The sequence below is a fragment of the Paenibacillus sp. J31R109 genome (assembly GCF_059692055.1).
This window is the reverse complement of the sequence record NZ_JCAUAR010000002.1, coordinates 118,503-141,403: the sequence shown is the minus strand read 5'-3', so window position 1 is coordinate 141,403 and position 22,901 is coordinate 118,503. Positions and strand designations below refer to the sequence as shown.

General features: G+C 46.8%; 27 protein-coding genes. 19 read left to right on the top strand and 8 right to left on the bottom strand.

Going from position 1 to position 22,901, the window contains the following annotated elements; all coding sequences use genetic code 11:
- Positions 1–92 precede the first annotated feature (92 nt).
- The gene (locus AC58QT_RS06260) at positions 93–653 is read left to right on the top strand and encodes a DNA-3-methyladenine glycosylase I (RefSeq protein ID WP_497408208.1); all 561 of its coding nucleotides are present in this window, start codon (positions 93–95) and stop codon (positions 651–653) included.
- Positions 654–729: 76 nt separating this feature from the next.
- On the opposite strand, the gene AC58QT_RS06255 is transcribed toward AC58QT_RS06260, so the two are convergent.
- On the bottom strand, positions 730–1,035 hold the full coding sequence (locus tag AC58QT_RS06255) for a hypothetical protein (protein WP_310224075.1): 306 nt from the start codon (positions 1,033–1,035) through the stop codon (positions 730–732).
- A gap of 249 nt (positions 1,036–1,284) precedes the next feature.
- On the opposite strand from AC58QT_RS06255, the gene AC58QT_RS06250 reads away from it, so the two are divergent.
- Positions 1,285–1,464 carry a hypothetical protein gene (locus AC58QT_RS06250; protein WP_497408207.1) on the top strand — a complete coding sequence of 60 codons (180 nt, stop codon included), beginning with the start codon at positions 1,285–1,287 and terminating at the stop codon, positions 1,462–1,464.
- A 347-nt stretch (positions 1,465–1,811) separates the two neighbouring features.
- Here the strand turns inward: AC58QT_RS06250 and AC58QT_RS06245 are convergent, their stop codons facing one another.
- Complete coding sequence (locus tag AC58QT_RS06245; RefSeq protein ID WP_497408206.1) at positions 1,812–2,810, bottom strand: YpdA family putative bacillithiol disulfide reductase; 999 nt, start codon at positions 2,808–2,810, stop codon at positions 1,812–1,814.
- A gap of 162 nt (positions 2,811–2,972) precedes the next feature.
- The gene (locus tag AC58QT_RS06240; protein WP_310224079.1) at positions 2,973–3,149 is read right to left on the bottom strand and encodes a hypothetical protein; all 177 of its coding nucleotides are present in this window, start codon (positions 3,147–3,149) and stop codon (positions 2,973–2,975) included.
- Positions 3,150–3,319: 170 nt separating this feature from the next.
- Here AC58QT_RS06240 and AC58QT_RS06235 point away from each other — a divergent pair, with 170 nt between their 5' ends.
- Genes AC58QT_RS06235 through AC58QT_RS06225 form a run of 3 tightly spaced genes read left to right on the top strand, consistent with a single transcriptional unit; the run spans position 3,320 to position 4,587 of the window.
- Complete coding sequence (locus AC58QT_RS06235) at positions 3,320–3,631, top strand: Dabb family protein (protein ID WP_497408205.1); 312 nt, start codon at positions 3,320–3,322, stop codon at positions 3,629–3,631.
- Positions 3,632–3,643: 12 nt separating this feature from the next.
- Complete coding sequence (locus tag AC58QT_RS06230) at positions 3,644–3,898, top strand: DUF2164 domain-containing protein (protein WP_310224081.1); 255 nt, start codon at positions 3,644–3,646, stop codon at positions 3,896–3,898.
- 53 nt (positions 3,899–3,951) lie between these two features.
- A complete protein-coding gene (locus AC58QT_RS06225) occupies positions 3,952–4,587 on the top strand; it encodes an NUDIX hydrolase (protein ID WP_497408204.1) in 636 nt (211 codons plus the stop codon).
- 240 nt (positions 4,588–4,827) lie between these two features.
- Here the strand turns inward: AC58QT_RS06225 and AC58QT_RS06220 are convergent, their stop codons facing one another.
- Complete coding sequence (locus AC58QT_RS06220) at positions 4,828–5,082, bottom strand: YpbS family protein (RefSeq protein ID WP_497288871.1); 255 nt, start codon at positions 5,080–5,082, stop codon at positions 4,828–4,830.
- Between the two features lie 162 nt (positions 5,083–5,244).
- Between AC58QT_RS06220 and hrpB the strand changes: the two genes are divergently transcribed.
- From hrpB to AC58QT_RS06205, 3 genes are read left to right on the top strand one after another with little or no spacing between them, the layout of a single operon-like run.
- Positions 5,245–7,731, top strand: a complete 2,487-nt coding sequence (gene hrpB, locus AC58QT_RS06215) for an ATP-dependent helicase HrpB (protein ID WP_497408203.1) — start codon at positions 5,245–5,247, stop codon at positions 7,729–7,731.
- A 33-nt stretch (positions 7,732–7,764) separates the two neighbouring features.
- Positions 7,765–8,484 (top strand): vWA domain-containing protein, encoded by a 720-nt coding sequence (locus AC58QT_RS06210; protein ID WP_497408202.1) that lies wholly within the window; start codon positions 7,765–7,767, stop codon positions 8,482–8,484.
- Entirely contained in the window at positions 8,477–8,740 is a 264-nt protein-coding gene (locus AC58QT_RS06205) for a hypothetical protein (RefSeq protein WP_310224086.1), read from the top strand. Before AC58QT_RS06210 ends, AC58QT_RS06205 begins: the two co-directional genes overlap by 8 nt.
- Positions 8,741–9,461: 721 nt before the next feature.
- Here AC58QT_RS06205 and fabF read toward each other — a convergent pair.
- Complete coding sequence (gene fabF, locus AC58QT_RS06200; RefSeq protein ID WP_497408201.1) at positions 9,462–10,697, bottom strand: beta-ketoacyl-ACP synthase II; 1,236 nt, start codon at positions 10,695–10,697, stop codon at positions 9,462–9,464.
- 110 nt (positions 10,698–10,807) lie between these two features.
- Here fabF and AC58QT_RS06195 point away from each other — a divergent pair, with 110 nt between their 5' ends.
- From AC58QT_RS06195 to AC58QT_RS06160, 8 genes are all read left to right on the top strand, one after another.
- The gene (locus AC58QT_RS06195; protein WP_497408200.1) at positions 10,808–11,650 is read left to right on the top strand and encodes a helix-turn-helix transcriptional regulator; all 843 of its coding nucleotides are present in this window, start codon (positions 10,808–10,810) and stop codon (positions 11,648–11,650) included.
- Between the two features lie 96 nt (positions 11,651–11,746).
- Positions 11,747–12,850, top strand: a complete 1,104-nt coding sequence (locus AC58QT_RS06190) for a GntR family transcriptional regulator (protein WP_497408199.1) — start codon at positions 11,747–11,749, stop codon at positions 12,848–12,850.
- Positions 12,851–12,933: 83 nt separating this feature from the next.
- The gene (locus AC58QT_RS06185; protein ID WP_497408198.1) at positions 12,934–14,613 is read left to right on the top strand and encodes a ribulokinase; all 1,680 of its coding nucleotides are present in this window, start codon (positions 12,934–12,936) and stop codon (positions 14,611–14,613) included.
- Positions 14,614–14,676: 63 nt separating this feature from the next.
- Positions 14,677–16,164, top strand: a complete 1,488-nt coding sequence (gene araA, locus AC58QT_RS06180) for an L-arabinose isomerase (protein WP_497408197.1) — start codon at positions 14,677–14,679, stop codon at positions 16,162–16,164.
- A 198-nt stretch (positions 16,165–16,362) separates the two neighbouring features.
- The gene (locus tag AC58QT_RS06175) at positions 16,363–17,364 is read left to right on the top strand and encodes an aldose 1-epimerase (RefSeq protein ID WP_497408196.1); all 1,002 of its coding nucleotides are present in this window, start codon (positions 16,363–16,365) and stop codon (positions 17,362–17,364) included.
- Positions 17,365–17,464: 100 nt separating this feature from the next.
- Positions 17,465–17,638: a hypothetical protein gene (locus tag AC58QT_RS06170; RefSeq protein WP_497408195.1), complete on the top strand. Its 174-nt coding sequence runs from the start codon at positions 17,465–17,467 to the stop codon at positions 17,636–17,638.
- An 89-nt stretch (positions 17,639–17,727) separates the two neighbouring features.
- Entirely contained in the window at positions 17,728–18,075 is a 348-nt protein-coding gene (locus AC58QT_RS06165; protein ID WP_310224094.1) for an ASCH domain-containing protein, read from the top strand.
- Between the two features lie 60 nt (positions 18,076–18,135).
- The gene (locus AC58QT_RS06160) at positions 18,136–18,582 is read left to right on the top strand and encodes a DUF2269 family protein (protein WP_310224095.1); all 447 of its coding nucleotides are present in this window, start codon (positions 18,136–18,138) and stop codon (positions 18,580–18,582) included.
- A 15-nt stretch (positions 18,583–18,597) separates the two neighbouring features.
- Here the strand turns inward: AC58QT_RS06160 and AC58QT_RS06155 are convergent, their stop codons facing one another.
- From AC58QT_RS06155 to AC58QT_RS06145, 3 genes are all read right to left on the bottom strand, one after another.
- Entirely contained in the window at positions 18,598–19,293 is a 696-nt protein-coding gene (locus tag AC58QT_RS06155) for a class I SAM-dependent methyltransferase (RefSeq protein ID WP_497408194.1), read from the bottom strand.
- Positions 19,294–19,442: 149 nt separating this feature from the next.
- A complete protein-coding gene (locus AC58QT_RS06150; RefSeq protein WP_497408193.1) occupies positions 19,443–19,874 on the bottom strand; it encodes a threonine/serine exporter family protein in 432 nt (143 codons plus the stop codon).
- A gap of 1 nt (position 19,875) precedes the next feature.
- On the bottom strand, positions 19,876–20,652 hold the full coding sequence (locus tag AC58QT_RS06145; RefSeq protein WP_497408192.1) for a threonine/serine exporter family protein: 777 nt from the start codon (positions 20,650–20,652) through the stop codon (positions 19,876–19,878).
- Positions 20,653–20,824: 172 nt separating this feature from the next.
- Between AC58QT_RS06145 and AC58QT_RS06140 the strand changes: the two genes are divergently transcribed.
- From AC58QT_RS06140 to AC58QT_RS06130, 3 genes are read left to right on the top strand one after another with little or no spacing between them, the layout of a single operon-like run.
- Entirely contained in the window at positions 20,825–21,283 is a 459-nt protein-coding gene (locus tag AC58QT_RS06140) for a GNAT family N-acetyltransferase (RefSeq protein WP_497408191.1), read from the top strand.
- Positions 21,280–22,140, top strand: a complete 861-nt coding sequence (locus AC58QT_RS06135) for an HAD-IIB family hydrolase (RefSeq protein WP_497408190.1) — start codon at positions 21,280–21,282, stop codon at positions 22,138–22,140. The genes AC58QT_RS06140 and AC58QT_RS06135 overlap by 4 nt, the downstream gene beginning before the upstream one ends.
- Positions 22,141–22,177: 37 nt before the next feature.
- A complete protein-coding gene (locus AC58QT_RS06130; RefSeq protein ID WP_497408189.1) occupies positions 22,178–22,735 on the top strand; it encodes a DUF1697 domain-containing protein in 558 nt (185 codons plus the stop codon).
- Positions 22,736–22,901: the final 166 nt, after the last annotated feature.

The window sequence follows — 22,901 nt, the reverse complement described above, 5'->3', positions numbered from 1 at the left end:
GTCTTCACTAAATCCAACTGGACAAGTGTTCGCCTACGATTTATAATGAAATAGAACACATGTTCGATATTTGGATGAGGTGAAAGAATAACATGACAAATCGATGCGGTTGGGTCAATGAAGACCCTTTATATCAAGAGTACCATGACCATGAATGGGGAGTTCCCGTCCATGATGATCGTGTCTTGTTTGAAATGTTAAATTTGGAAGGCGCACAAGCTGGCTTAAGCTGGTATACGATTTTGAAGAAGCGGGACAATTATCGACAAGCGTTCGATGGTTTTGATCCACATGTCATCGTCAATTACGATGATGCGAAGTTGCAGGATTTACTCCAAAATCCTGGTATTGTGCGCAATCGCTTGAAAGTTGCTTCCGTTGTTCAGAACGCTAAGGCGTTCCTCAAAGTACAACAAGAGTTCGGTACATTCGACTCGTACATCTGGAGCTTCGTAGGTGGAGAACCGATTCAGAATAAATGGGAAGACAGTCGTCAATTACCTGCCAAAACGGACATCTCCGATCGTATGAGTAAGGATTTAAAGAAGCGCGGATTTAAATTCGTGGGCTCAACGATCTGCTATGCCTACATGCAGGCTGTGGGTATGGTGAATGATCACACGCAAACTTGTTTCTGTTATCGTGGCGAGTAGTATGTAGGCGAGAGGAAAGCTAAACTTAAGGCCATCTGAAGGACGTATCGTCCGAATCAGATGGCCTTATTGTGCTTCAATTGGCATGTTGGAGTTGTTTCTCTATTAGATTGGCTTTGATCATATAAATCCGCTTACGGATGTAGAAATCATAGACAGCGCCAGTAAGTTCTTTCGGTTTAATGCGGTTGTTCGTGTCGTTATCTATGATTGTCACCGATCCATCGTTATAAAACTTGAACGTGTAGTCGGCATAATAAGAATGAGCATCGTCAAGTAAAGCATCGATCTGTTCGGGAAGCAGATGGTCAGTGTCACATAATGCCTTCTGGTACCAATAATCTCTCTCGATAAAACGGAAATTGTGACTGGGGTTCATCATGTTAACAACCTCCTCATCTAATTGGAACATTTGTTCTTGTTTTCATTATAGCAAACAAGTGTTCGTAATGGAAGAGGGACTTTGAAAAAAGGTAATATTTTCATAGATTCGTAGGTTGGTAGGGGAAAAGATAGGGGGAGAATGGAGTAGAGCAGAACAGAATGGGGTAGAGGGAACAGGAAGGAACAAAGAGGAGCAGACTGGGGCGGACAGAGGCAGATTGATGTAGACTGGGGGAGATCGGGACAGATGGGAGCAGCCAAGGCAGATGGGGCAGACGAGAACGGACGAGAACAAATCAGAGCAGACAGGGCAGACGAGAACGGACGAGAACAAATCAGAGCAGACAGGGCAGACGAGAACGGACGAGAACAAATCAGAGCAGACAGGGCAGACGAGAGCGGACGAGAACAAATCAGAACAGACTAGGGCAGACGTGATCAAACCAGACTCAATCAGGACTAACTGCTCCCATCATCGCCTTCCAGTCGTGCAAATTCTGAAAAACCTGCAAAAGTACATCTTTCTGAGCTCTTTCCAAGCCTCCAGAGAGGAATTGATGCAAAAGTGCAGGAATTTCCCAAGAATTGGCCCATTTTAGATGCGAATGGTAAAAATACCTGCATAATCGCAGGAATTCAAAATAGTAGCTCCTGTTTGCGGAAAAAAGATGCATTTTCGCATCCTTTCCGCGATCGAACGAACTCCCAGCGCTTACGATCCACTCACCAATTAAGACGTAACTCACTTAAATGAACGAAGAAAACCACCAATCACTAAGATTGATGGTTCTGGTCCGAAATGGGATCGGAAACGATATGTTTAGTAATGGAAAGCCCATGTATTCGTCCAGTTTCAATAAAAATCTCGTTCGCATCATATTTGGAAGACGCGACTACGCCAGCGACATATAAGCCGGGAATATTCGTTTCCATGGTGTCGGGGTTGACCAGAGGTGCGTTCGTTTCTTTATGAAACTGAACGCCGATATCTGTGAGCAGCTGACGATCCGGACGAAAGCCGGTGAGGGCAAGAACAAAGTCATTCTCCATGGTGACATGTTCGTTTCCTTTTCGCACATGTACAGCATGTTCATCAATACGTTCAACCTGAGCATCAAACCACATGTGGATACGACCTTTTTTCACCATACTCTCAAATAACGGACGGACCCATGGTTTAATATTCGCGGAGAAATCTTTCCCTCGATAGACAACGGTCACTTCTGCACCGACTCGGAGTAAATCCATGGCAGCGTCCACAGCTGAATTGTTGCCGCCGATAATCGCGACTTTAGCTCCAGCATAAGGATGAGCTTCCTTGTAATAATGAGTCGTTTTCGGGAGTTCCTCTCCGGGAATGCCCAACATGTTTGGATGGTCAAAATAGCCAGTAGCGACAACAACTTTATGCGTTTCGTAAGTGGCTCTACTGCCAAACTGATCAGAAGTATGAACCCTGAAGCCTGTATCAGTTTGTTCAATTTGAACGGCTTCTTCATAAGAACGAATGCGCAGCTGCTCTCGGCGAGCGACTTCGCGATAATAAACAAGCGCTTCTTGACGGTAGGGCTTCTCATGTGGGGTTGTAAAAGAGTAACCGCCAATCTCGAGCAGCTCGGGTGTGCTGAAAAATTGCAAATACGTAGGATATAAATAGATGGCATTTACGATGCAGCTTTTTTCTATAAGTAAAGGTGACAAACCTGCGCGCTGTAAGGCAACGGCTGCTGATAACCCGCAAGGCCCAGCACCAATAACGATTACTTGTTCCAAAGTAACAACCTCCCCAAATCCATTTTCCTTCATCTATAGTAGCGCACGCGATGGGAGATGCCAAGTTCGAATCATTAAGAAAATAAGTCGAAAAAACGAAAATAGAGCAGCCACAGGCTCCTAAGAAGGAACGAGATGACTGCTCTTAACGAATGAAGACGACTATTTTTGGTTCAGCTGATGCTCTTCATTTTCCTCACTAATATCGTCTTTGGCCAGATTAACTGTACTCGTGCTAGGTGCATTTTCTAATGTATCATTGACGAAAGCCATATCTTGATTCTCTGCATTCATATTCGTTGTTCCCGTATAGTTGCCTTCATGGTTCTTGTTTTCCATAGGAGCACTTCCTTCTTTTCTAATTTACAGTACTCCGCTAATGTGCGCATCTCGGCAGGATTTTATTCCCTTCATATCCAAAGGAAGGCAGTAACGGGCATCCATATAGTTCCTAGCTCCAAAATCCGTTATAATAAGCGAAGATGAAAAATAAAGGAGAGTTGTTACGGATGAATAGGACAAGTATTAAACATATGGTGGTTTTCAAGCTTCATGCTGGTAAAAATAACGTGAATGCAGAGCAATTCCTTAATGTCAGTGCAGATGAACTGGCGACCATACCTGGTGTTGAGCAATTTGAAGTACTTCGCCAAGTGAGCCAGAAAGCGGATTATGATTACGGGTTTTCGATGGTTTTTGCCAATCAAGCTGCTTACGACGCGTATAATATTCACCCTGTACATACTCAATATGTAGCTGAGCGCTGGTTAAAAGAAGTGAGCTCTTTTCAAGAGATTGATTTTCAACTATTTGAAAAATAGGAGTGCGAACCTATGAAAGTTCTAAAGTTGCCCAAGGATGAAAAAGACATGCTTATCAGCGATTTGCAGGAGCATTTGGATGTGGAATTAGGGGTAACAGTAGGTCAAATTGCCGCAGAGCAATTGATTGATTACATGCTTCAGCAGCTGGCGGCACCCATTTACAACCAAGCTATCGAGGATGCACTTAAGGGTGTAAGAGATCGCATGGCCGTGCTAGAGGATGATCTTTACGCAATGAAAGTTACGAAGTTAACACGGAGATAGGCCTCCATTAATATGCGTGACAAGTGACAACCAGATTGGAGTGGGGATTTGTAATGAAGAAGTCGGAAGAGTTTTTTGATGTGTTTGATGCGAAAAAGAATTGGCTTGGCGTAGCGCCTCGCTCTGAGGTTCATGCCAAGGGGCTATGGCATCAGACTTTCCAATGCTGGATTGTCAGCTTGGAAGAAAATGAACCGAAGCTTCTGCTTCAGTTACGGCACCCAGACAAAGATCTATTCCCAGATTTATTGGATATTTCTAGTGCAGGGCATCTTGCTGCAGGTGAAACCATTGAAGAGGGGACTCGGGAGCTAGAGGAGGAGTTAGGACTCTCCGTCGCTTTTGAGGATTTAATTCCCTGCGGTATGTTTGCGGAGGAGGACCTGATTTCGGACAAGCTGATGGATCGAGAGTTTTGTCATGTATTTATCTATCGATGCGATCAACCGCTGCGGAGCTACGTCCTGCAGCCTGATGAGGTGAGCGGACTCTTCGCTGTGACTGTATCTGATTTTAAACAACTGGTTAGCGGTGATCGTGCACAAATTGCATCAAGTGGTTATAAAAGGGGAATGAACGGCGAGTACATAGATGTAGAGTTGCCCGTTTCGCTAAAGGACGTCGTTCCTCATCCTGCGGCTTATTTTGAACTTCTTTTTCAGAAGCTGGACGAACAAGGTTGGAAATGAGGACGTGCGCAGGAAAAAGAACCGAATCAGTGAACTGATCGGTTCTTGTCGTGCGATGCTTTTAAACGAAATAAGAATTCGCAATGTAAACATATGCGATGTAACACACGATGGAGAGACCGATGCAGGTGATTCCCCATGCAATTTTTTGCTTAAACAAGAGCAAGAATCCAGCACTGAAGGCGGATCCCATGATAAGCATTGAAATAAAAGTTAGTACACCCATGGAAATGTATCTCCTTACCCTTTGTTTACGTAATCACGGACCATATCCTCAGTAACTAGGGAACGGAGTGGAGAAATACCTTTTTGGGCATGGGCGATAATTTGGGCCGTAATGGCGTTGATCGAATCAACGGTAAAAGGCAGCCCGCGTTTGCACAAATCGACAGCCGCATCAATGGCGTGCTCTCGCTGTGCATCTAGCTCAGCAAATCGCACGAGATGCAGATGCTGTGCATTCGAATGTTTGGAAATCGCTTCATGTACATTCATGTTAAACTTCTCCTTTAGTGACTAGATTGTCTTCTAGTATACACGATTGAAAAGCGAAGGAACAGGTTTCCAAACAGAAAACAGTTGAACAAATCGTGATCTTTCCATCATTGGATAATTATGCAATCGTATTAATTAGAAGGTAGGCTCGGAGTGAACCCCATGAATGTGTTACCTATTACCGCAGTACTTCCGCAAATTATAACGACATTAAAAGAACGAACTTGTGCGATTGTTGTGGCTCAGCCTGGTGCGGGTAAAACGACACAGGTTCCGTTAGCGTTACTGGAAGCCGAGTGGCTTCAGGAGCAAAAAATTCTCATGCTGGAGCCAAGAAGACTGGCAGCCCGCGCCGCTGCTCGGTATATGTCAAAGCTGCTAGGTGAGGAAATCGGCCAGACCGTGGGATATCGGGTGAAAAATGAGACACGCGTTGGCCCCAAAACGCGTATTGAGGTGATCACAGAAGGTGTCCTAACGCGCATGCTGCAACATGATCCTGCCCTAGAGGGGGTGGGTATTGTTATCTTCGATGAGTTCCATGAGCGAAGCCTGCATGCCGACATCGGACTTGCCTTATCGCGGCAATCACAAATGCTGCTTCGTGAGGATTTGAGAATATTGCTGATGTCCGCAACGTTGGAAGCGAAAGAAATTTCGTCATTATTAGATGATGCGCCTATTATCGAGAGTGAAGGGCGGACTTTTCCGGTTGAGACGCACTATCTTTCACAGAAAGTTGCAGGGAGACTGGAGAATGCCGTTATAGCAAGCGTGGGGCAAGCACTGCGTGAGCATGCGGGAAGCGTGCTGGTTTTTCTTCCAGGAGCGGCAGAAATTCATCGGGTTGCGAACGGACTTGCCGCATTACGGTTAGGAGAAGCTGTGCATATAGCACCTTTATATGCAAATCTTTCGTTGGAGGATCAAGATCAAGCTCTGACCGCTGTCCACATGCCAGGACATCGCAAAGTCGTGCTTGCTACCTCAATCGCGGAGACCAGCTTAACGGTCGAAGGGATCACGGTTGTGATCGACAGCGGCCTCATGCGTGTGCCGCGTTTCTCTCCCCGCACCGGCATGACTCGTCTGACGACGGTGCCGGTATCGATTGCCTCTGCGGATCAGCGCAGAGGACGGGCAGGGCGTCTCGGTCCAGGCGTGTGTTACCGCCTATGGACCGAGACCGAGCATCGGCAGCTCCCGCCGAGCTCTACGCCCGAGATCCGCGAAGCAGATCTCGCTCCGCTGGCGCTGGAGCTTGCCGCCTGGGGCGCGCCAGACCCCGCTGCGCTGGTCTGGCTAGACCCACCGCCTGCTGCTGCGTATCAGCAGGCGCGAGAACTTCTCGTGCAGCTAGACGCGCTGCACGAGAACGGAAGCCTAACGCCACACGGGAAGTGTGTCGCGGCGTTAGGCTTGCACCCCCGGCTTGCGCACATGGTGCTGCAAGCCATTCCGCTTGAGCTCGGCGCGCTGGCGTGCGAGCTCGCGGTCATGCTCAGCGAGCGCGATTTCATGCGCGCAGCTGAGCGGGATGCGGATGTGCGCAGCCGCATCGAAGAGCTCTGGCGCGCGCTGCGAGGCGACGCGCGCGAGGGTGTGGATCTTGGCCTATGCCGCCGCATCGCAGCGGAGGCCAAGGTCTTGATGCAGTCGCTCGGCATACGGCCGAGCGTAAGTACTGCAGCGGCGAGCGGCTTGCTGCTCGCCTTCGCTTACCCCGACCGCGTCGCGCAGCGGCGGTCGGCGGGGCGGTTTACGCTCGCGAACGGCCGCGGGGCCGTGCTCCCGGAGCTGCAGCCGCTCTCAAATGAGCAGTATATCGTCGCAGCAGAGCTGGACGATAACGGCATTGAGAGCCGGATCTATTTGGCCGCTCCTCTGAAAGAGGAAGAGATTTTCACTGCTTTTGAAGCTAGCTTCCGTAAGGAGCAGATAGTAGAGTGGGATCGCGAGGTAGGATCCGTCAAGGCTAGAGAGCGATGGCAGTTGGGTGCGATTACACTCAAAGATAAACCGCTTCAGGAGCCTAATCCAGATCTGATCCTACAAGCTTTACTGGAGGGGATAAGATCGGAATCCTTGGATGTCCTTCCTTGGACACGCTCGGCACGTCAACTTCAGGAACGTTGCCTATTTTTACACCGTTTTACAGAAAATTGGCCAGACCTTCGCGATGAATCGTTACTTGCGACCCTTGAAGAGTGGGCTGGGCCACATTTATTTGGCGTAAAAAGCAAAGGGGCTATAAGCCGACTTAACTTGACAAGCCTATTAGAGGGAATGCTAACATGGGAGCAGCGCCGTTCATTAGACGAGTGGGCTCCTACCCACATTCAAGTGCCGAGTGGTTCGCGAATCCCGGTTGACTATAGCAATATGGAGTCCCCAACGTTATCAGTACGTTTGCAAGAAATGTTTGGATTAGCAGATACCCCGCGAATTGCCAAAGGGAGAGTGCCAGTAACCTTGCACTTGTTATCACCGGCACAAAGGCCGATGCAGGTGACGAAAGATTTGGCGAGCTTTTGGCGTGAAGCCTACTTCGAGGTGAAAAAAGATCTCAAAGGCCGTTACCCCAAGCACTATTGGCCTGATGATCCGATGGCAGCGATTCCGACGAATCGTGCCAAACCTAGAACATAAACTCATGATTCCGAGAAAGGAACGAAGCAAGAAATGAGTATTCACGCTGATACCGCAGACATCGTTATATACGTTTCAGCTGGATTTGCAACGGCATCTAATTTTCTAGACGACTTTGCAGCTAAACTTGCTTCGCGATATGAGCAAACTGGCAAGTGTGTGCGAGTTTATGTACACTTTCCTTATGGCGATTGGGATCGCCCGAAGCGGGGGCAACTGCAGGAAATCATCCGTGATATGTGGCATAATGCCCATGGGAAGTCATCCATTTATGGTGGGAAAAGCTTGCTTCAGTTCGTCTTATCGACGAAAGAACAGGGAAAAAAACTGCTTTTTATCGGGCATAGCGCTGGCGCCATAGCCTCGATTTTGGCTGCGGATGAGCTTGAACGTCTCGGCTATGATATCCTAGGGGTAATCCAAATTGGATCCCCAAGGTCATCTATTCCAGCAGCACTCAAGCATAAAGTGTTGTACATACAGGCTACTAATCCGCAAAATCAATCTCGAGATCCGATATCGCGGCTCGGGACTTGGGGAGGCTGGGGTCGAACACGCCTTGGCATTTACGGCTGGAAGCGTGCAAAACATGCACCGACTCACCAACGCATGCTTCCGATTATCGGGAGTCATGCTGATTATTTTAGAGATCACAATCCATACATATGGCAAAATGCAACCAATTTACAAACCACCATGAACGCGATCTGGACATGGATACAAACATTAGAAAAGGATGTTGAACATGATTGAAATTTTAAAAGCGACTATGGAATACAGCAAAGAAGATGGCTACCTTGGGCATGTTGAATTTAAAGTAGAGGGCCACGAGCACCCCTATGAAATCACACTTCAAAGCACCAAAGGCAAAAATGATTGGAGCTACGCACTGCACTTTTTGCGTGAGTCTGGCAAAGAAGAGGACATCGAGGCAGTAGAAGAGCTTCTTGAGGAAGATGAGTGGTTCGATCTGCTCGTGAACGCTGCGCGTGAAACCGTAGTGAAGTAGACAGTACTAAATAATAAAAGAAGAGGGTGCCCCTTGCCATTTCATGGCTTTGGGACAGCCTCTTTTTGTTGCGCGTGCAAGTTTCAACTTGGCAGAAAATAGTCAACTGACAAATTACAACTGACAATAATTGAAAAATGTCATTACACACTTTGCGGAAAAGTAATCTAGAGTACCTCGGGCAAGTGTATTACGATTCTCCTTATAGCACGATGACAAATTACAACTGACAATAATTGAAAAATGTCATTACACACTTTGCGGAAAGGTGATCTAGAGTACCTAGGTAAGTAAGTGTATTACATTTCTCCTCACAGCACGATGACAAATTACAACTGACCTTAATTGAATAATGTCATTACACACTTTGCGGAAAAGTAATCTAGAGTACCCCGGGTAAATGTATTACGATTCTCCTTATAGCACGATGACAAATTACAACTGACATTAATTGAAAAATGTCATTACACACTTTGCGGAAAAGTGACCTAGAGTACCTCCGGTAAATGTATTACGATTCTCCATAAAGCACGATGACAAATTACAACTGACAAAAAATGAAATTTGTCATTTTTCTACTTCATGGAAAAGTGAATTGATGGACTTCCGGTAAGTGTATGACGATTCTCCTCACAGCGCGATGACAAATTACAACTGACAAAAAATCAAATTTGTCAGTTGTAATTTGTGGAAGATTAATGCGCTGGGCTGTTCCTCACGTTTACCCAAATTTCTTCAAAATCAACACTGCATTATGCCCACCAAAGCCAAATGAGCTCGAGAGTCCATACTGAAGCTCCGCACGCCGCGCTACATGGGGCACGTAATCTAAATCACACTGTGGATCTGGATTGTCCAAGTTGATGGTGGGGGGGATGAGGCCGTCCTGTAAGGTTTTGATCAGGGCGACGGCCTCGACACCACCGGCGGCGCCTAGCATGTGGCCGATCATTGATTTGTTCGCGCTGATCGGCACGTCGTAAGCGCTGCGTCCAAGTAGACGCTTGATCGCCAGCGTCTCCGAGAGGTCACCCGCGATGGTACTTGTCGCGTGAGCGTTGATGGTGCTGATCTCCGATGCGTCGATCCCCGCATCAACCAGCGCTTCGCGCATGGCTCGGTAAGCTCCCGAGCCTTCAGGATCGGTCGCCACGATGTGGTAGGCGTCCGAGGTGGATCCATAGCCGACGATCTCGGCATGGATCCGGGCCCCACGTCGCTCCGCATGCTCGAGCGACTCCAACACAAGCACGCCGGCGCCTTCGGCGGGGACGAAACCGTCGCGCTGCGCATCGAACGGGCGACTCGCCTGCTCCGGCGCGTCACAGCGCGTCGACAACGCGGTTGCATTGCCGAAGCCGGCGAGCGCGAGGTCGGTGACCGTCGCTTCAGCGCCGCCGGCAATCACAGCATCTGCGCCTCCGCGCTGGATGAGCTTAAAAGCCTCGCCAATCGCGTTGTTGCCCGTAGCGCATGCAGTAACTGGTGCTAAGGAAGGTCCTTTCGCACCGTATAAAATGCTAACTTGTGCTGCCGCCATATTGGCAATCATCATCGGAACAACGGTTGGACTGACTCGGCTTGGCCCTCTGGACAGCAGCGTGCGATAGTTGTCCAAGATGGTTTGAATACCGCCAATGCCAGAACCGATATAGACGCCAACGCGCTCCTCATTGGAAGCGTCAATCACAAGGCCTGCATCATCAATAGCTTGTTTGGCTGCCGCTACGGCGAATTGGCAGTACCGATCCATGCGGCGCACCTCGCGCCGACCTACAGCAGCCTCGGCATCGAAATCATGAACGACGCCAGCGAAGTTCGTTTTGTAATCGGATGTGTCGAAATGCTCTATTTTAGAAATGCCAGATTGCCCCTTCGTCAAATTCCCCCAGAACGTATCTACCTGATTTCCTATTGGTGTAATGACTCCCATACCTGTAATAACTACACGTTTCATCGCGTCGTCCTCCTTTTTACATAGAATGTCATACTGTGTATCCTATTACAAGTTACCGTTTATACTGGTATAATGGCTTCTATGATAATAGGCTGAGGAGGAAACTTGGCATGAACACAAAGGAGAGGCTTCAAGAATTATCCAATTTTTTAGTGGCACATCGGTCACGTATTCAGCCGCAAGAAGTTGGGTTGATTGGTGGCAGCAGGCGACGAACGCCGGGATTACGTCGAGAAGAAGTCGCTACGATCGCTGGCGTAAGTACGACTTGGTACACCTGGTTAGAACAGGGGCGTGATATTAAGATGTCCGTACAAGTCTTAGATCGCATTGCACTGGCTTTACAGCTCAATGAGGATGAGCGTCAGTATTTGTTCATGCTAGCCCTTGAGCAACCTGCGCCAACAACTTTTATAGATAATATACCGACAATTAGTCCGGCGCTGAATCGGATTTTGACTGAACTTCACGATTGTCCTACGATTGTTTCTGATCGAAGATGCCATATTGTTGGCTGGAATCAAGCGGCTGCGGCGGTTTTTCTTGATTTTGCTCAACTCCCAGAGGGGGAGCGCAATATGATATGGCTGCTTTTTACACGGAAAGAACTGAAAGCACTCGCGGTTAATTGGAGCGACTTTGCAAAAGGATTTTTGGCCATGTTTCGTTCCTATTACGGACAATACGTGGGGGATAATTGGTATAGTGAATTTATTGAGGAAATAAGTGAGCGCAGCAAGGATTTTCGTGCATTGTGGAATGAGAGTGATGTCAGCACGGCACCCGAAGTTTTCATTGAATTTCGACATGCCAAGGTCGGGAAAATGCTGTTTGACCTAACAACTTTGCAGGTGCAAGGACGTACGGATTTGAGATGCAGTGTGTACACACCGTCGATTGGATCAGATACAGATAGCAAAATCAAATTACTGATGAGTAAAATAGGTGAGTAGCAGCCATTTTTCTTGTCCATGTGGTTTATACAAATATGTACATACAAGTTGGGCGGATGGTATAATACGTTCACAATCGAAGCCTTGAGGTGAAGCATGAAAGAAAAGCAATTACCAAAATATCAACAATTAAAACAGGAAATTTTATCCTGGTTACATACGGGAAGGCTCAAACCTAATGATCAAATGCCATCGGAAAATGAAATTGCCGAGCAATTTCAAATGAGTCGACAGACGGTAAGGCAGACATTTGGCGAGTTAGAGAAAGAAGGACGGCTCTACCGAATGCAAGGTAAAGGTACCTTTGTTTCCGCCCCGCAATCTCAAAAATCGCGCGATGTACAAACAATCGGCATTCTGACGACCTACATCTCAGATTATATTTTTCCGCATATTGTGCGGGGGGCAGAGGCGACCTTGCGTGCAAGAGGTTATAGATTGCTGCTCTCTTCTACCGATAACGATAAGGCAAAAGAGCGGGAAAGCTTAGATATGATGATGAGTCAGCCGCTAAGCGGACTTATTATTGAGCCGACGAAGAGCGCGGAAGGCAATCCGAATCTTAGCTATTATTTGTCTTTGGACTACCAGCATATTCCGTATCTGATGATTAACGAACGATATCCGGAGATGAACTGTCCTTCTTTAATCGTGGATGATGAAGAGGGAGGCTTTAAAGCGGCAGAGCATCTGATAGAGCTTGGGCATCGACGGTTAGCGGGCTTTTTTAAAACGGATGATTTACAAGGTGTAAATCGCTTAAAAGGCTTTATTCGTGCTCATCATCACTACCAGATTCCATTACTGCCAGAGTATGTAGTTCATTATACGACTGAGGAAAAGCGATCAAAGCCATATACGAGCGCGATTGCTATGCTGGAGCACATTGAAGTTGAAGAACGTCCAACGGCATTCGTTTGCTATAATGATGAGCTTGCTATTCATCTTTTGGAAGCTGTACGTACAATTGGCTTGCAGGTACCACAAGACGTCTCACTAGTTGGATTTGATGACTCCAATCTTGCTACCGCTACAGAGGTGAAATTGACCTCTCTTTCTCACCCAAAAACGGAGTTAGGCAGCGATGCAGCAGCTATTTTAATTGATATGATTGAGAATAAACGGGTTAGCGGCAGTGAGACGGGAAAAGTGTACAAGCCAGAATTAATCGTCCGAGACTCCACAATTCGTATCAGGTAACTAAAAATAAGGGTAGCCAACTTGTACGTACAAGTGATATACTAGAACCAATAATCATGTTCACTTTTGAAGGAGGCCCCCCGATGTCGAAGAAATATGCAATTGGCGTTGATTATGGAACAGAGTCAGGGCGCGCAGTTCTGGTTGATTTGAGTGATGGTACTGAGGTTGCCGATCACGTTACGCCGTATCCACACAATGTTATTGATGAGAAACTACCTGTTTCCGGTGTGAAATTAGAGTATGACTGGGCTTTGCAGCATCCTCAAGATTACTTGGATGTCCTTACGCAATCGGTTCCGGCAGTTGTACGTGCATCAGGTGTAGATCCGGTGGACATTATCGGATTAGGGATTGACTTCACAGCTTGTACAATGCTTCCTATTGATAAAGAAGGTCAACCCCTGTGCTTCCAACCGACGCTCTCTTCCAACCCGCATAGCTGGGTAAAGCTCTGGAAGCATCATGCCGCACAGGATGAAGCGACATTACTTAATGAAATTGCTGCGAGCAGAGGGGAAGCCTTTCTACCGCGTTATGGCGGAAAGATTTCATCGGAATGGATGATCGCCAAGGTTTGGCAGATTTTGAATGAAGCACCGGACATTTATGACCAAACCGATCGTTTCTTAGAAGCGACAGACTGGGTTGTTTCTCAAATGACGGGCCAATCAGAGATCGTTCGTAACAGCTGTACGGCTGGTTATAAATCGATTTGGCACAAACAAGATGGGTATCCGAGCCAAGATTTCTTCAATGCGTTGGATCCTCGTCTTGTAGATGTGACAGAAACGAAGCTGCGCGGCGATGTTGTTGCCTTAGGCACAAAAGCTGGGGAATTAACGGCTGCCATGGCAGAACGTATGGGGCTAGCAGCAGGAACCGCGATTGCTGTGGGCAATGTTGATGCGCATGCAGCGGTACCTGGCGTTGGCGTTGTTACACCTGGCAAGCTCGTAATGGCGATGGGTACGTCCATTTGTCACATGCTGCTGGGAACGGAAGAGAAAGAAGTAGAAGGCATGTGTGGCGTCGTAGAAGACGGTATCATTCCCGGCTACTTAGGCTATGAAGCAGGGCAATCAGCGGTTGGTGATATTTTCGCTTGGTATGTGGAGCAGGGCGTTCCAGCGTATGTGGAAAAGGCTGCAGCCGAAGAAGGCATCAACGTACATGAATGGTTGGAACGTCGTGCATCCGCTTACAAACCAGGCGAAACAGGCTTACTCGCCCTGGATTGGTGGAATGGAAACCGTTCGGTACTTGTAGATACGGAGTTAAATGGACTTATTCTAGGGTATTCCTTGCTTACAAAGCCAGAAGAGATCTATCGGACATTATTGGAAGCAACAGCTTTCGGCACTCGAAAAATCGTGGATGCTTTCCATAGCAACGGGGTTGAAGTTGAGGAGCTGTACGCTTGTGGCGGTTTGCCGCAGAAGAATCGTCTTTTGATGCAAATTTATGCGGATGTTACAAATCGTGAAATTAAGATTGCCGATTCCAAACAAACACCAGCCCTAGGAGCTGCGATGTTTGGAGCAGTGGCAGCAGGTGCAGGCAAAGGCGGTTATGACAGTATCGTGGATGCCGCGAAGCAAATGGCTCGTGTTCGTAAAGAAACATTTAAGCCGATTGCTGAGAATGTGGCTGTATACGAGAAGCTATACCAAGAGTATAGCAAATTGCATGACTATTTTGGTCGCGGTGACAATGATGTCATGAAACGACTTCGCTCGATTCGCGAGGAAGCACGTCAGTAGTTCCCTAGTAATAAAGAATCCAATTTGCCATTATTCATTACATTCCTAGGAGGCATATAGCTCATGAACCCTTTTTCTGAAAAAGTATTCTGGTTTGTTACCGGAAGTCAACACTTGTACGGACCTGAAACATTGCTTCAAGTAGATGAACATTCCAAGCAGATCACAGCAGGTATTGATCGTGCGGAAATCATTCCTAGCAAGCTCGTATTCAAACCTGTTTTAACGACACCAGATGCGATTCGTAGACTGTGTCTAGATGCGAATGCCGATGATTCCTGTGCGGGTATTATCACGTGGATGCATACGTTTTCTCCAGCAAAAATGTGGATTGCCGGTCTTTCGGAATACCGCAAGCCGCTGCTTCACTTACACACACAATTCAATCGCGATATCCCATGGGAAACGATTGATATGGATTTTATGAACTTGAATCAAGCTGCCCACGGTGATCGTGAGTATGGTTTCATTGGAGCACGCATGGGTATTTCTCGTAAAGTGGTCGTTGGTTACTGGGAAGATCCTGCTGTTCTTGCACGTATCGCAGGTTGGATGCGGACTTCGGTGGCCTTCATCGAAGGGCGCAGCTTGAAGGTTGCTCGTTTTGGTGACAATATGCGCCATGTTGCCGTAACGGAAGGCGATAAAGTGGAAGCGCAAATTAAATTCGGCTGGTCTATCAATGGGTACGGTGTGGGAGATCTCGTTCAGCGTGTTGGGGATATATCAGAAGCTGAAGTCGATCAACTCATGGATGAATATAATGAGCTATACGATATTACACCTGAAGGGCGAACAGCAGGACCTATTCGTGAAGCGATTCGGGAGCAAGCACGCATTGAGCTTGGTATGAAAGGCTTCCTGCAAGAAGGCGGCTTCGGTGCGTTTACGACGACATTTGAGGATTTGCACGGTCTGAAGCAATTGCCAGGTCTAGCGGTTCAACGGTTGATGGAACAAGGTTACGGATTTGGCGGTGAAGGTGATTGGAAAACAGCGTCATTGCTGCGTGTAATGAAGATCATCGCGAACAATAAGGGGACGTCCTTCATGGAGGACTATACGTATCACATGGAGCCAGGCAATGAGCTTGTGCTGGGCGCACACATGCTTGAAATTTGTCCGACGATTGCAGCGACACGTCCCAAAATTGAAGTTCACCCGCTGGGTATTGGCGGCAAAGCGGATCCAGCTCGTCTCGTTTTTGACGGTGCTTCAGGCTCAGCTTTGAATGCTTCGCTCATCGATATGGGCAACCGCTTCCGTTTGTTGATTAACGAAGTAGATGCGGTTCAACCCCTAAAAGAAATGCCGAAGCTGCCTGTAGCTCGCGTATTGTGGAAGCCACAACCTTCGTTGAACGATTCAGCAGAAGCTTGGATTTATGCAGGGGGCGCTCATCATACTGTATTCTCATACACAGTAAGTACAGAGCAGCTTGTGGATTGGGCAGAGCTAGCTGGCATTGAAGTTGTTATTATCAATAAAAACACGTCACCACTTCAGTTCCGGAATGAACTTCGTTGGAATGACGCGGTTTGGAGACGTTAAGTTATTGAAGTTAGGGACCTGGGGCCTGCGGCCTCAGGTTTTTCTTTTGTTGGGGCCCCCCAGGAAAGTCACATTTATCGATATAAAAGCAATTTACGTCCATTGACTTTTTTCACGCACATGGGCTAAAGTGAAATCAATATGTCCGTCCAGATTATGGACATAAGACAAGCAGTTATTAGGAGGAGAATGAAGAGGATGTCTACCAAAGCATATGAAGGAACGTACAACGGAGAACAAGCGATTTGGCTGCAAGCTGGACGCTATGAAGCGGTTGTTTTGCCAGATGTGGGAGCAAATCTGATTGCTTTTCGTGATATAGAGAAAGAATATCGCTTTTTGCGCGAGCCTGCGCTGGAAGAGATGGAAGCGTTTAAAGAACGTCCGATTGTACATGGCATCCCGGTGTTATTCCCGCCGAATCGCTATGAGGATGGCAAATTTCCTTGGCAGGGGAAGGTTTTTCAATTCCCAGTCAATGAACCTAAAACGGGCAATCATCTGCACGGATTTGTACACAATATTCCATGGGCTGTTGAAAATTACAGCAGTGATGGCCATGAAAGTCGCGTAGCACTTGCCTTGCGAGTTCGTGAAGGACATTCTGTTCATGAGTTCTTGCCTTTTGATTTTACGATTCGTCTCGTCTACACGTTGAATGAGCAAGGTTTGCATCAGCAAATTTCTGTACATAATGAGGGCAATGAAGCAATGCCGTGTTTGCTGGCTTTCCATACGACGATTAATGCGCCTTTTGCTGTCAACAGTCAGCCATCCGATTATACGTTCCAAATGACGATCGGCGAGCGTTGGGCATTGAACGAGCGTATGCTGCCAACGGGCGAATATCAAGCGCTGTCTGCAGATGAAGCGAAGATGAAAGTGGGCGGTTTGTCGCCATTCTTCGAAGGCATGGACAATCATTACACGAGTGTTCCGCAGAATAGCCGCAACTTCATGGCATTGACAGATGCACGTGAAGGCATCAAACTAGTCTATGATGTTGGGACTTCTTATAAGCAATGGATGATCTGGAACAATGGCAAAACCGAAGGTTTCTTCTGTCCAGAGCCGCAAATGAACTTGGTTAATGCGCCGAATGTGAATCTGCCTGCAGATCAAATCGGACTAGTCTCCTTAGAGCCAGGCGAAGTTTGGGAAGAAACAGCTCGACTTTATACAATCAATATCACGAAATAAGCAGTAAGCGATAGGAACCGCCCCCTTTGATGCATGGAGAGAATCCGATGGGATGATCGACTTGCGAGGAGGGGGTATTTTCATGCTAGGAGGTGTAAGAATGGGGAAGTGGGATCACTTGGATCGCGAGCAAATCGAAGCGAAGGTTGATGCGCTAATACTTGAAAATGAAAGACTGAAAGCGGAAATCGCGCGCCTGCGCGGCGTTAAACCTGCAGCATCAGGTTCAATGGAGAGCATGTCAACGAAGCTGAGGGAAGCTTTGTATGAATAAAAGGGATTGTCGGATACGGAGATTCGCCTCAGTTCGACAAAGCGCTAGGGATTCGCTATAATGAAAACTGGCAAAAGGAGGGAACTAACATGAGTGAAACGAACGTAAATGCAACTTTACCGCCAAAGACCTGCTCGGTCGATCGACTTGTAACAAAAGAAGAAGAAGTAAGCAAGGTGCTTGCTGGTCTCAAAACAGCTTGTCGTCGTAATGGGCGTTATGCGGATATTGGTGAAACGATGGATTTGCAAGGTACAGCTTTTACAGTAACTAACGTGTATCAACAAGCACTTGGTGATCTGACACCTGAGCATGCCAAAATGGAAGGTCACGAAACCGTTGATGAGTATCGCGACAGTATCCTTGCTATTCACCCAGGTATGCCGTGGCTGCCACAGATGAAAGTATGGGTACACGAATTTCAAAAAGCCGAATAACACAAAAAACCGTGTGGATCCTAGGATTCGCACGGTTTATTCACATTACAGATAGAACGGATGATCAACTTGTCTTGGTATATTGTCATGCTGTATATCCATATTTTTAGCGTTGTATTAAGCATTGGCCCTTATTTCGTCCTATTTCCTTTACTCGCATTAATCCGTAGAGCTCCGTTTGAACAGCTTCCTGATTACTTAGAGCCGTTCCGGATTACAGTACGACTAACAAAGCATGCAGGACATGTGCTGGTTGCCACAGGCATTATTTTGACATGGATAACGGCATGGAGCTGGAAAACCTCTTGGATTGTCGCGACAGTCCTAATCATGGTTGCTTCGCTTTACTTCATTGCACGTGCATTTTCGCCTCTATTACGACAGCTGAAAGCTCCCCACGAAGATCGAAATCTTCTTGTTAACAAGCTTCGCAAAGCTTTGATTTGGTATGTGATTATTACACTCGCGATGATGTGGTTTATGGTGTCTAAACCAATGATCTGGTAAAAGAGTCTGAGAGAGCTACGGCTTTCTCGCATACATCACGACAAAATTATAGGACTTGTAAACGCAGTCCACATCTTCGAATCCACAGTCCCGAAGCCAGCCAAGCTGCGTGTCTAATGGTGCCATTTTATCCAGCTTGGTCCGCTCGTAGGCTGCTTGGAGTGCTTCTTGGGAAAGATCCGTTGCTTCAATTTTCGCCACCCAATCCGAACGGTAAAGACGATCAAGATTGGAAGTTTTGCCTAAGACTTGATCTGCGTTCACAAACACGCCACCTGGCTTCAACAGTTGGAAAATGCGCGGAAATAGTCCTTGCTTAGCTTCGTCATCTAGATGATGAATCGATAGGGAGGAGATGATGGCATCAAAAGGTTCTGCATCCTCAAAGGTGGAATAGTCCCCGACAAGGTAAGTGACCTCCGCTGCTTCCGCTTCTGCGAATCTTTCTTTGGCAATGTCGAGCATTCCAGTAGACAGGTCGATCATCGTTAACTTCGCTTGTGGATACATGCGTTGCATATAAGATGAGAAAAGTCCTGTACCTGCACCTAAATCAAGAATACGCGGAGTTTCGTGACCAACTTGGACTAGCGAAGCGGCCGTGTTGTAAAAATCATCAAAGCAAGGAATTAACTTTCTCCGCTGACTGTCGTACTTTTGGGCGATCTCATCGAATTTCGTTAAAATGTGATGGTTGGCATTGTCGTTCATAGGGTATCCACTCCATTTCCTATTCTTGGCTTATTGATTCTATACCCCTAGTGTAAAGGGCAGTTAGGAAAAAATCCAAGATATAAAAGGCATAAAGTTATAGGTAAAACCTATTAAAATTAATTCATTTATTGGATTATAGAGTGAAATTATGCTTTAGCACGTCTTAAGAGCACATTGATGACTTCCGAAAAGACCAGTCCTATCGCAATGGCACCAGAGAGTAGAAATGCTTTCGCAGCTAACTGCACGGCGACATCATAATGGTTAAGTACGACATTGCGCATGGCGTCATACGCTAATCCACCTGGGACAAGGGGAATAATACCAGACACACTGAAAACGATAACAGGTGTTTTATATATTTTCGCAAAAAATTGACTAATAATGGTGACAACAAAGGACGCAATGAGTGTGGCCAAGATGGGATCCAGATGTGCTTTTTGAAAGGAGAAATAGAGCATCCATCCAATCATGCCAACAAAACCGCACTGGACTAAAGTTCTGCGGGGGACGTTGAAGATGATGCCAAAAGCGGAAGTTGAGATGAAGCTTGTTACAAGCTGCTCCAACATGTCCATGTTAGTACCCCTTCCCAGGATAAAATGTCAATACAAAGGCGATCCCTGCGCCAATGGCAAAGGCGGTTAAGAAGGCTTCAGCACCTTTGGAGACGCCAGAAACGAAATGGCCTGCCATCAAATCGCGCACAGCATTTGTAATTAGGAGCCCTGGTACGAGTGGCATGACAGAGCCAATGATAATCTTATCCAGATTGTGGCCGAGCCCTGTTTTGACCGTTACATAAGCAATAAGTCCAATAATTAAGGACGCGAGAAATTCAGCGAAGAATTTGATCGGAACTAAACGATGAAAATAAGTTAAGGCAATCGTACCAGCTCCACCCGCTAAGAAAGCAGGGATGAAGTCGTACCACTGACCTTGAAACATGATGAGAAAACAACCACTGGCAATGGCTGCGGCTAACGCTTGAAACCATGTGGGATATCTGCGCTTATCTAGATTAAGGGCTTCAAGCTGCTGATATGCTTCAGTTGGTGACAGCTCTCCTTGGCTAATACGGCGAGATATGGCGTTAACCACGGTTACTTTTCTTAAATCTGTGGATCGCGAAGAAATGCGAATTAATCGGGTCGTCTGCTCAGGACCGTCGATGGAGAAAATAATTCCTGTAGGTGTGACAAAGCTGTGGGAATTCGGAATACCAAAGGCTTCGGCAACATGGGTCATCGTATCTTCCACCCGATAAGTTTCGCCGCCGTTTTCCAGCATGATTTTACCAGCGAGTAAACATACTTGTGCGATTTCATAATTTGTCGCTGCAGGCTGCTGCGCCATATGATCTGTATCCCTTCTCGTTTGAATTAATTGACCTTAGTATAAATCAAATTGGGATATTTTGAAAATGAGTATGATGCAAGAGAGGGGCGCATGACACGTTGTTTGTGCTATAATGCTTGGATAAAAATGACTTCTGACACAGACAAAGCACTAGGAGGAGAGACTCGCAATGAGTTTGGAAATCAAATTCGTTTCCCATTCGGACCCTGTTTTACATGAGTTGATAGCAAAGTTAGATCAAGATCTGCTGGCAAGATATCCGATTGAGGATATTTATTTTGTGGATTTTAATGATCCTTCGGTGGAGCGAATTACGTTCGCGGTTGCCCAAATCGATGGTATCCCCGTCGGTTGTGGAGCGCTGCGCCCGATTGATCAAGGTAGTACGGAATTGAAACGTTTTTTCGTTGATGCTAGTTACAGAAAACAAGGTATTGCGACGAAATTACTTTCTTTTTTGGAAAACGAAGCGTTGCGTCTTGGGCATCATACAATTCGGCTAGAAGCTGGCGAAGCGCAGCCAGAGGCAGTTGCGTTTTATGCCAAATGTGGGTATTATCCCATCGCATGTTTTGGTGAATACATAGGAAGCAAGAGCAGCTTATGCTTTGAGAAGAAAATCGGATGAAAAGAGCCTATTTCTTGACGGACTTGGACGGTACCTTGTTGAGATCTCACGCAAAGCCTTCTGATTTTACAATAAGCGTTCTTACACAGGCACTTGAGCAGGGAATGGTTGTAAGTTACGCAACTGCACGAAGCTATCAAAGCTCACAAGCTGTTGCTTCGGATATTCCGTGGCGGTACCCGCTTGTTTTGTACAACGGCGCGATGTTGTTTGATCCTATTCAGAAACGCGTATTGGATGGACGATGGTTGGACAGTGAGCGATGCAATGCGATTATTAAAATGGGTAAAACATTGGGCATAACGCCGCTGCTGTTCGCCCTCGATGAGAAGGATAATGAGCGTGTCATGCACGAGAGGTTGGAGCGCACGGGTGATCTGCAATTTTTGGCTAGTCGTCCAAATGATCCGAGATTCCAAGAGGTGGATGAGCTCCAAAATACGGAAGACCTGCGTACGTTAATACTGACCTATATCGGTTTATACAACGAGCTGCTTCCATTGAAGACTGCCATTGAGGAATTATTTGGCTCTGAGGTACACATCCATTTGATGAAGGATAACTACATAGAGGGGCATTATTTCCTTGAATTTAGTCATCCTGAAGCAAATAAGCAGATGGGCTTGCGTTTATGGGCAGCGCTAGTCGGCTGTACGTCTGAGGATGTGACTGCATTCGGAGATAATCTGAACGACACCGGGATGTTCCTAGAAGCAGGTCATAAAGTCGCTGTGGCGAATGCACATCCTGATCTTTTGCAAATGGCAGATGAGATTGCCGGCAGTAATGATGAGGATGGCGTAGCTGCTTATATCGCTGCTCGTTCGGGTGGGTTGGGTGTGAATGAAGTAAGTTAAGTGTAGGAAATGGTGAGTTGAAAAAGGAGGGGTTTGGATGCCTAGGTACATCGCTATGCTGCGAGGAATTAATGTGAGTGGTCAGAAAATCATTAAAATGGACAGGCTTAGACAGCTCTTCGAATCGCTGGAGTTCACACAGGTGAGTACGTATATCCAGAGTGGGAATGTGATTTTTGACAGTAATGAGCTGAACCCTGAGGTTCTCCGTGATCGTATTGTCCTGGAGCTGAAGGAGCAATTAACCTTCGACATCCCAGTCATCATTCGCACTCCTGCGGAGCTAAAAGAGGTGGTGAGCGATACACCATACGTAACGGTAAATGTGGAAGAAAATGAGCAAAGATATGTCACATTCCTCTCAACGGCTCCGACGGAGGCAGGTCTAACCAAGCTGCAAGCAGCACAGAGCGAAGTGGACGAGTACCATGTCAATGGATTGACCGTGTATCTGCTTATCCGTAAAAACTACGGAGAATCCAAATTTAGCAACAATTTCATCGAGAAAAAGCTAGGAGTAGCTGCCACCACTCGGAATTGGGAGACGGTGAATAAGTTGATTCAGTTAGCTGGTGGGAGTGCTGGCGTAGAGTAGAGTAGAGTAGAGTAGAGTAGAGTAGAGATTGGTGTTTATTGTTGAAAAGTTCGAGTTACATGCGGAATGAAAGGACGAGTTGCCACTAAAGGCAATCCTGCGCCTGTTTGAGCCGTAAAATCGATGTAACGGTTACCCAGGCCGCACATTGCTCTCGAAGCATCAT

Bases quoted from the DNA above. Each gene is read 5' to 3' on its own strand.
- AC58QT_RS06260 (WP_497408208.1), top strand. From the start codon at position 93: ATGACAAATCGATGCGGTTGGGTCAATGAAGACCCTTTATATCAAGAG.
- AC58QT_RS06255 (WP_310224075.1), bottom strand. From the start codon at position 1,035: ATGATGAACCCCAGTCACAATTTCCGTTTTATCGAGAGAGATTATTGG.
- AC58QT_RS06250 (WP_497408207.1), top strand. From the start codon at position 1,285: ATGGGAGCAGCCAAGGCAGATGGGGCAGACGAGAACGGACGAGAACAA.
- AC58QT_RS06240 (WP_310224079.1), bottom strand. From the start codon at position 3,149: ATGGAAAACAAGAACCATGAAGGCAACTATACGGGAACAACGAATATG.
- AC58QT_RS06235 (WP_497408205.1), top strand. From the start codon at position 3,320: ATGAATAGGACAAGTATTAAACATATGGTGGTTTTCAAGCTTCATGCT.
- AC58QT_RS06230 (WP_310224081.1), top strand. From the start codon at position 3,644: ATGAAAGTTCTAAAGTTGCCCAAGGATGAAAAAGACATGCTTATCAGC.
- AC58QT_RS06225 (WP_497408204.1), top strand. From the start codon at position 3,952: ATGAAGAAGTCGGAAGAGTTTTTTGATGTGTTTGATGCGAAAAAGAAT.
- AC58QT_RS06220 (WP_497288871.1), bottom strand. From the start codon at position 5,082: ATGAATGTACATGAAGCGATTTCCAAACATTCGAATGCACAGCATCTG.
- hrpB (WP_497408203.1), top strand. From the start codon at position 5,245: ATGAATGTGTTACCTATTACCGCAGTACTTCCGCAAATTATAACGACA.
- AC58QT_RS06210 (WP_497408202.1), top strand. From the start codon at position 7,765: ATGAGTATTCACGCTGATACCGCAGACATCGTTATATACGTTTCAGCT.
- AC58QT_RS06205 (WP_310224086.1), top strand. From the start codon at position 8,477: ATGATTGAAATTTTAAAAGCGACTATGGAATACAGCAAAGAAGATGGC.
- fabF (WP_497408201.1), bottom strand. From the start codon at position 10,697: ATGAAACGTGTAGTTATTACAGGTATGGGAGTCATTACACCAATAGGA.
- AC58QT_RS06195 (WP_497408200.1), top strand. From the start codon at position 10,808: ATGAACACAAAGGAGAGGCTTCAAGAATTATCCAATTTTTTAGTGGCA.
- AC58QT_RS06190 (WP_497408199.1), top strand. From the start codon at position 11,747: ATGAAAGAAAAGCAATTACCAAAATATCAACAATTAAAACAGGAAATT.
- AC58QT_RS06185 (WP_497408198.1), top strand. From the start codon at position 12,934: ATGTCGAAGAAATATGCAATTGGCGTTGATTATGGAACAGAGTCAGGG.
- araA (WP_497408197.1), top strand. From the start codon at position 14,677: ATGAACCCTTTTTCTGAAAAAGTATTCTGGTTTGTTACCGGAAGTCAA.
- AC58QT_RS06175 (WP_497408196.1), top strand. From the start codon at position 16,363: ATGTCTACCAAAGCATATGAAGGAACGTACAACGGAGAACAAGCGATT.
- AC58QT_RS06170 (WP_497408195.1), top strand. From the start codon at position 17,465: ATGGGGAAGTGGGATCACTTGGATCGCGAGCAAATCGAAGCGAAGGTT.
- AC58QT_RS06165 (WP_310224094.1), top strand. From the start codon at position 17,728: ATGAGTGAAACGAACGTAAATGCAACTTTACCGCCAAAGACCTGCTCG.
- AC58QT_RS06160 (WP_310224095.1), top strand. From the start codon at position 18,136: ATGATCAACTTGTCTTGGTATATTGTCATGCTGTATATCCATATTTTT.
- AC58QT_RS06155 (WP_497408194.1), bottom strand. From the start codon at position 19,293: ATGAACGACAATGCCAACCATCACATTTTAACGAAATTCGATGAGATC.
- AC58QT_RS06150 (WP_497408193.1), bottom strand. From the start codon at position 19,874: ATGGACATGTTGGAGCAGCTTGTAACAAGCTTCATCTCAACTTCCGCT.
- AC58QT_RS06145 (WP_497408192.1), bottom strand. From the start codon at position 20,652: ATGGCGCAGCAGCCTGCAGCGACAAATTATGAAATCGCACAAGTATGT.
- AC58QT_RS06140 (WP_497408191.1), top strand. From the start codon at position 20,825: ATGAGTTTGGAAATCAAATTCGTTTCCCATTCGGACCCTGTTTTACAT.
- AC58QT_RS06135 (WP_497408190.1), top strand. From the start codon at position 21,280: ATGAAAAGAGCCTATTTCTTGACGGACTTGGACGGTACCTTGTTGAGA.
- AC58QT_RS06130 (WP_497408189.1), top strand. From the start codon at position 22,178: ATGCCTAGGTACATCGCTATGCTGCGAGGAATTAATGTGAGTGGTCAG.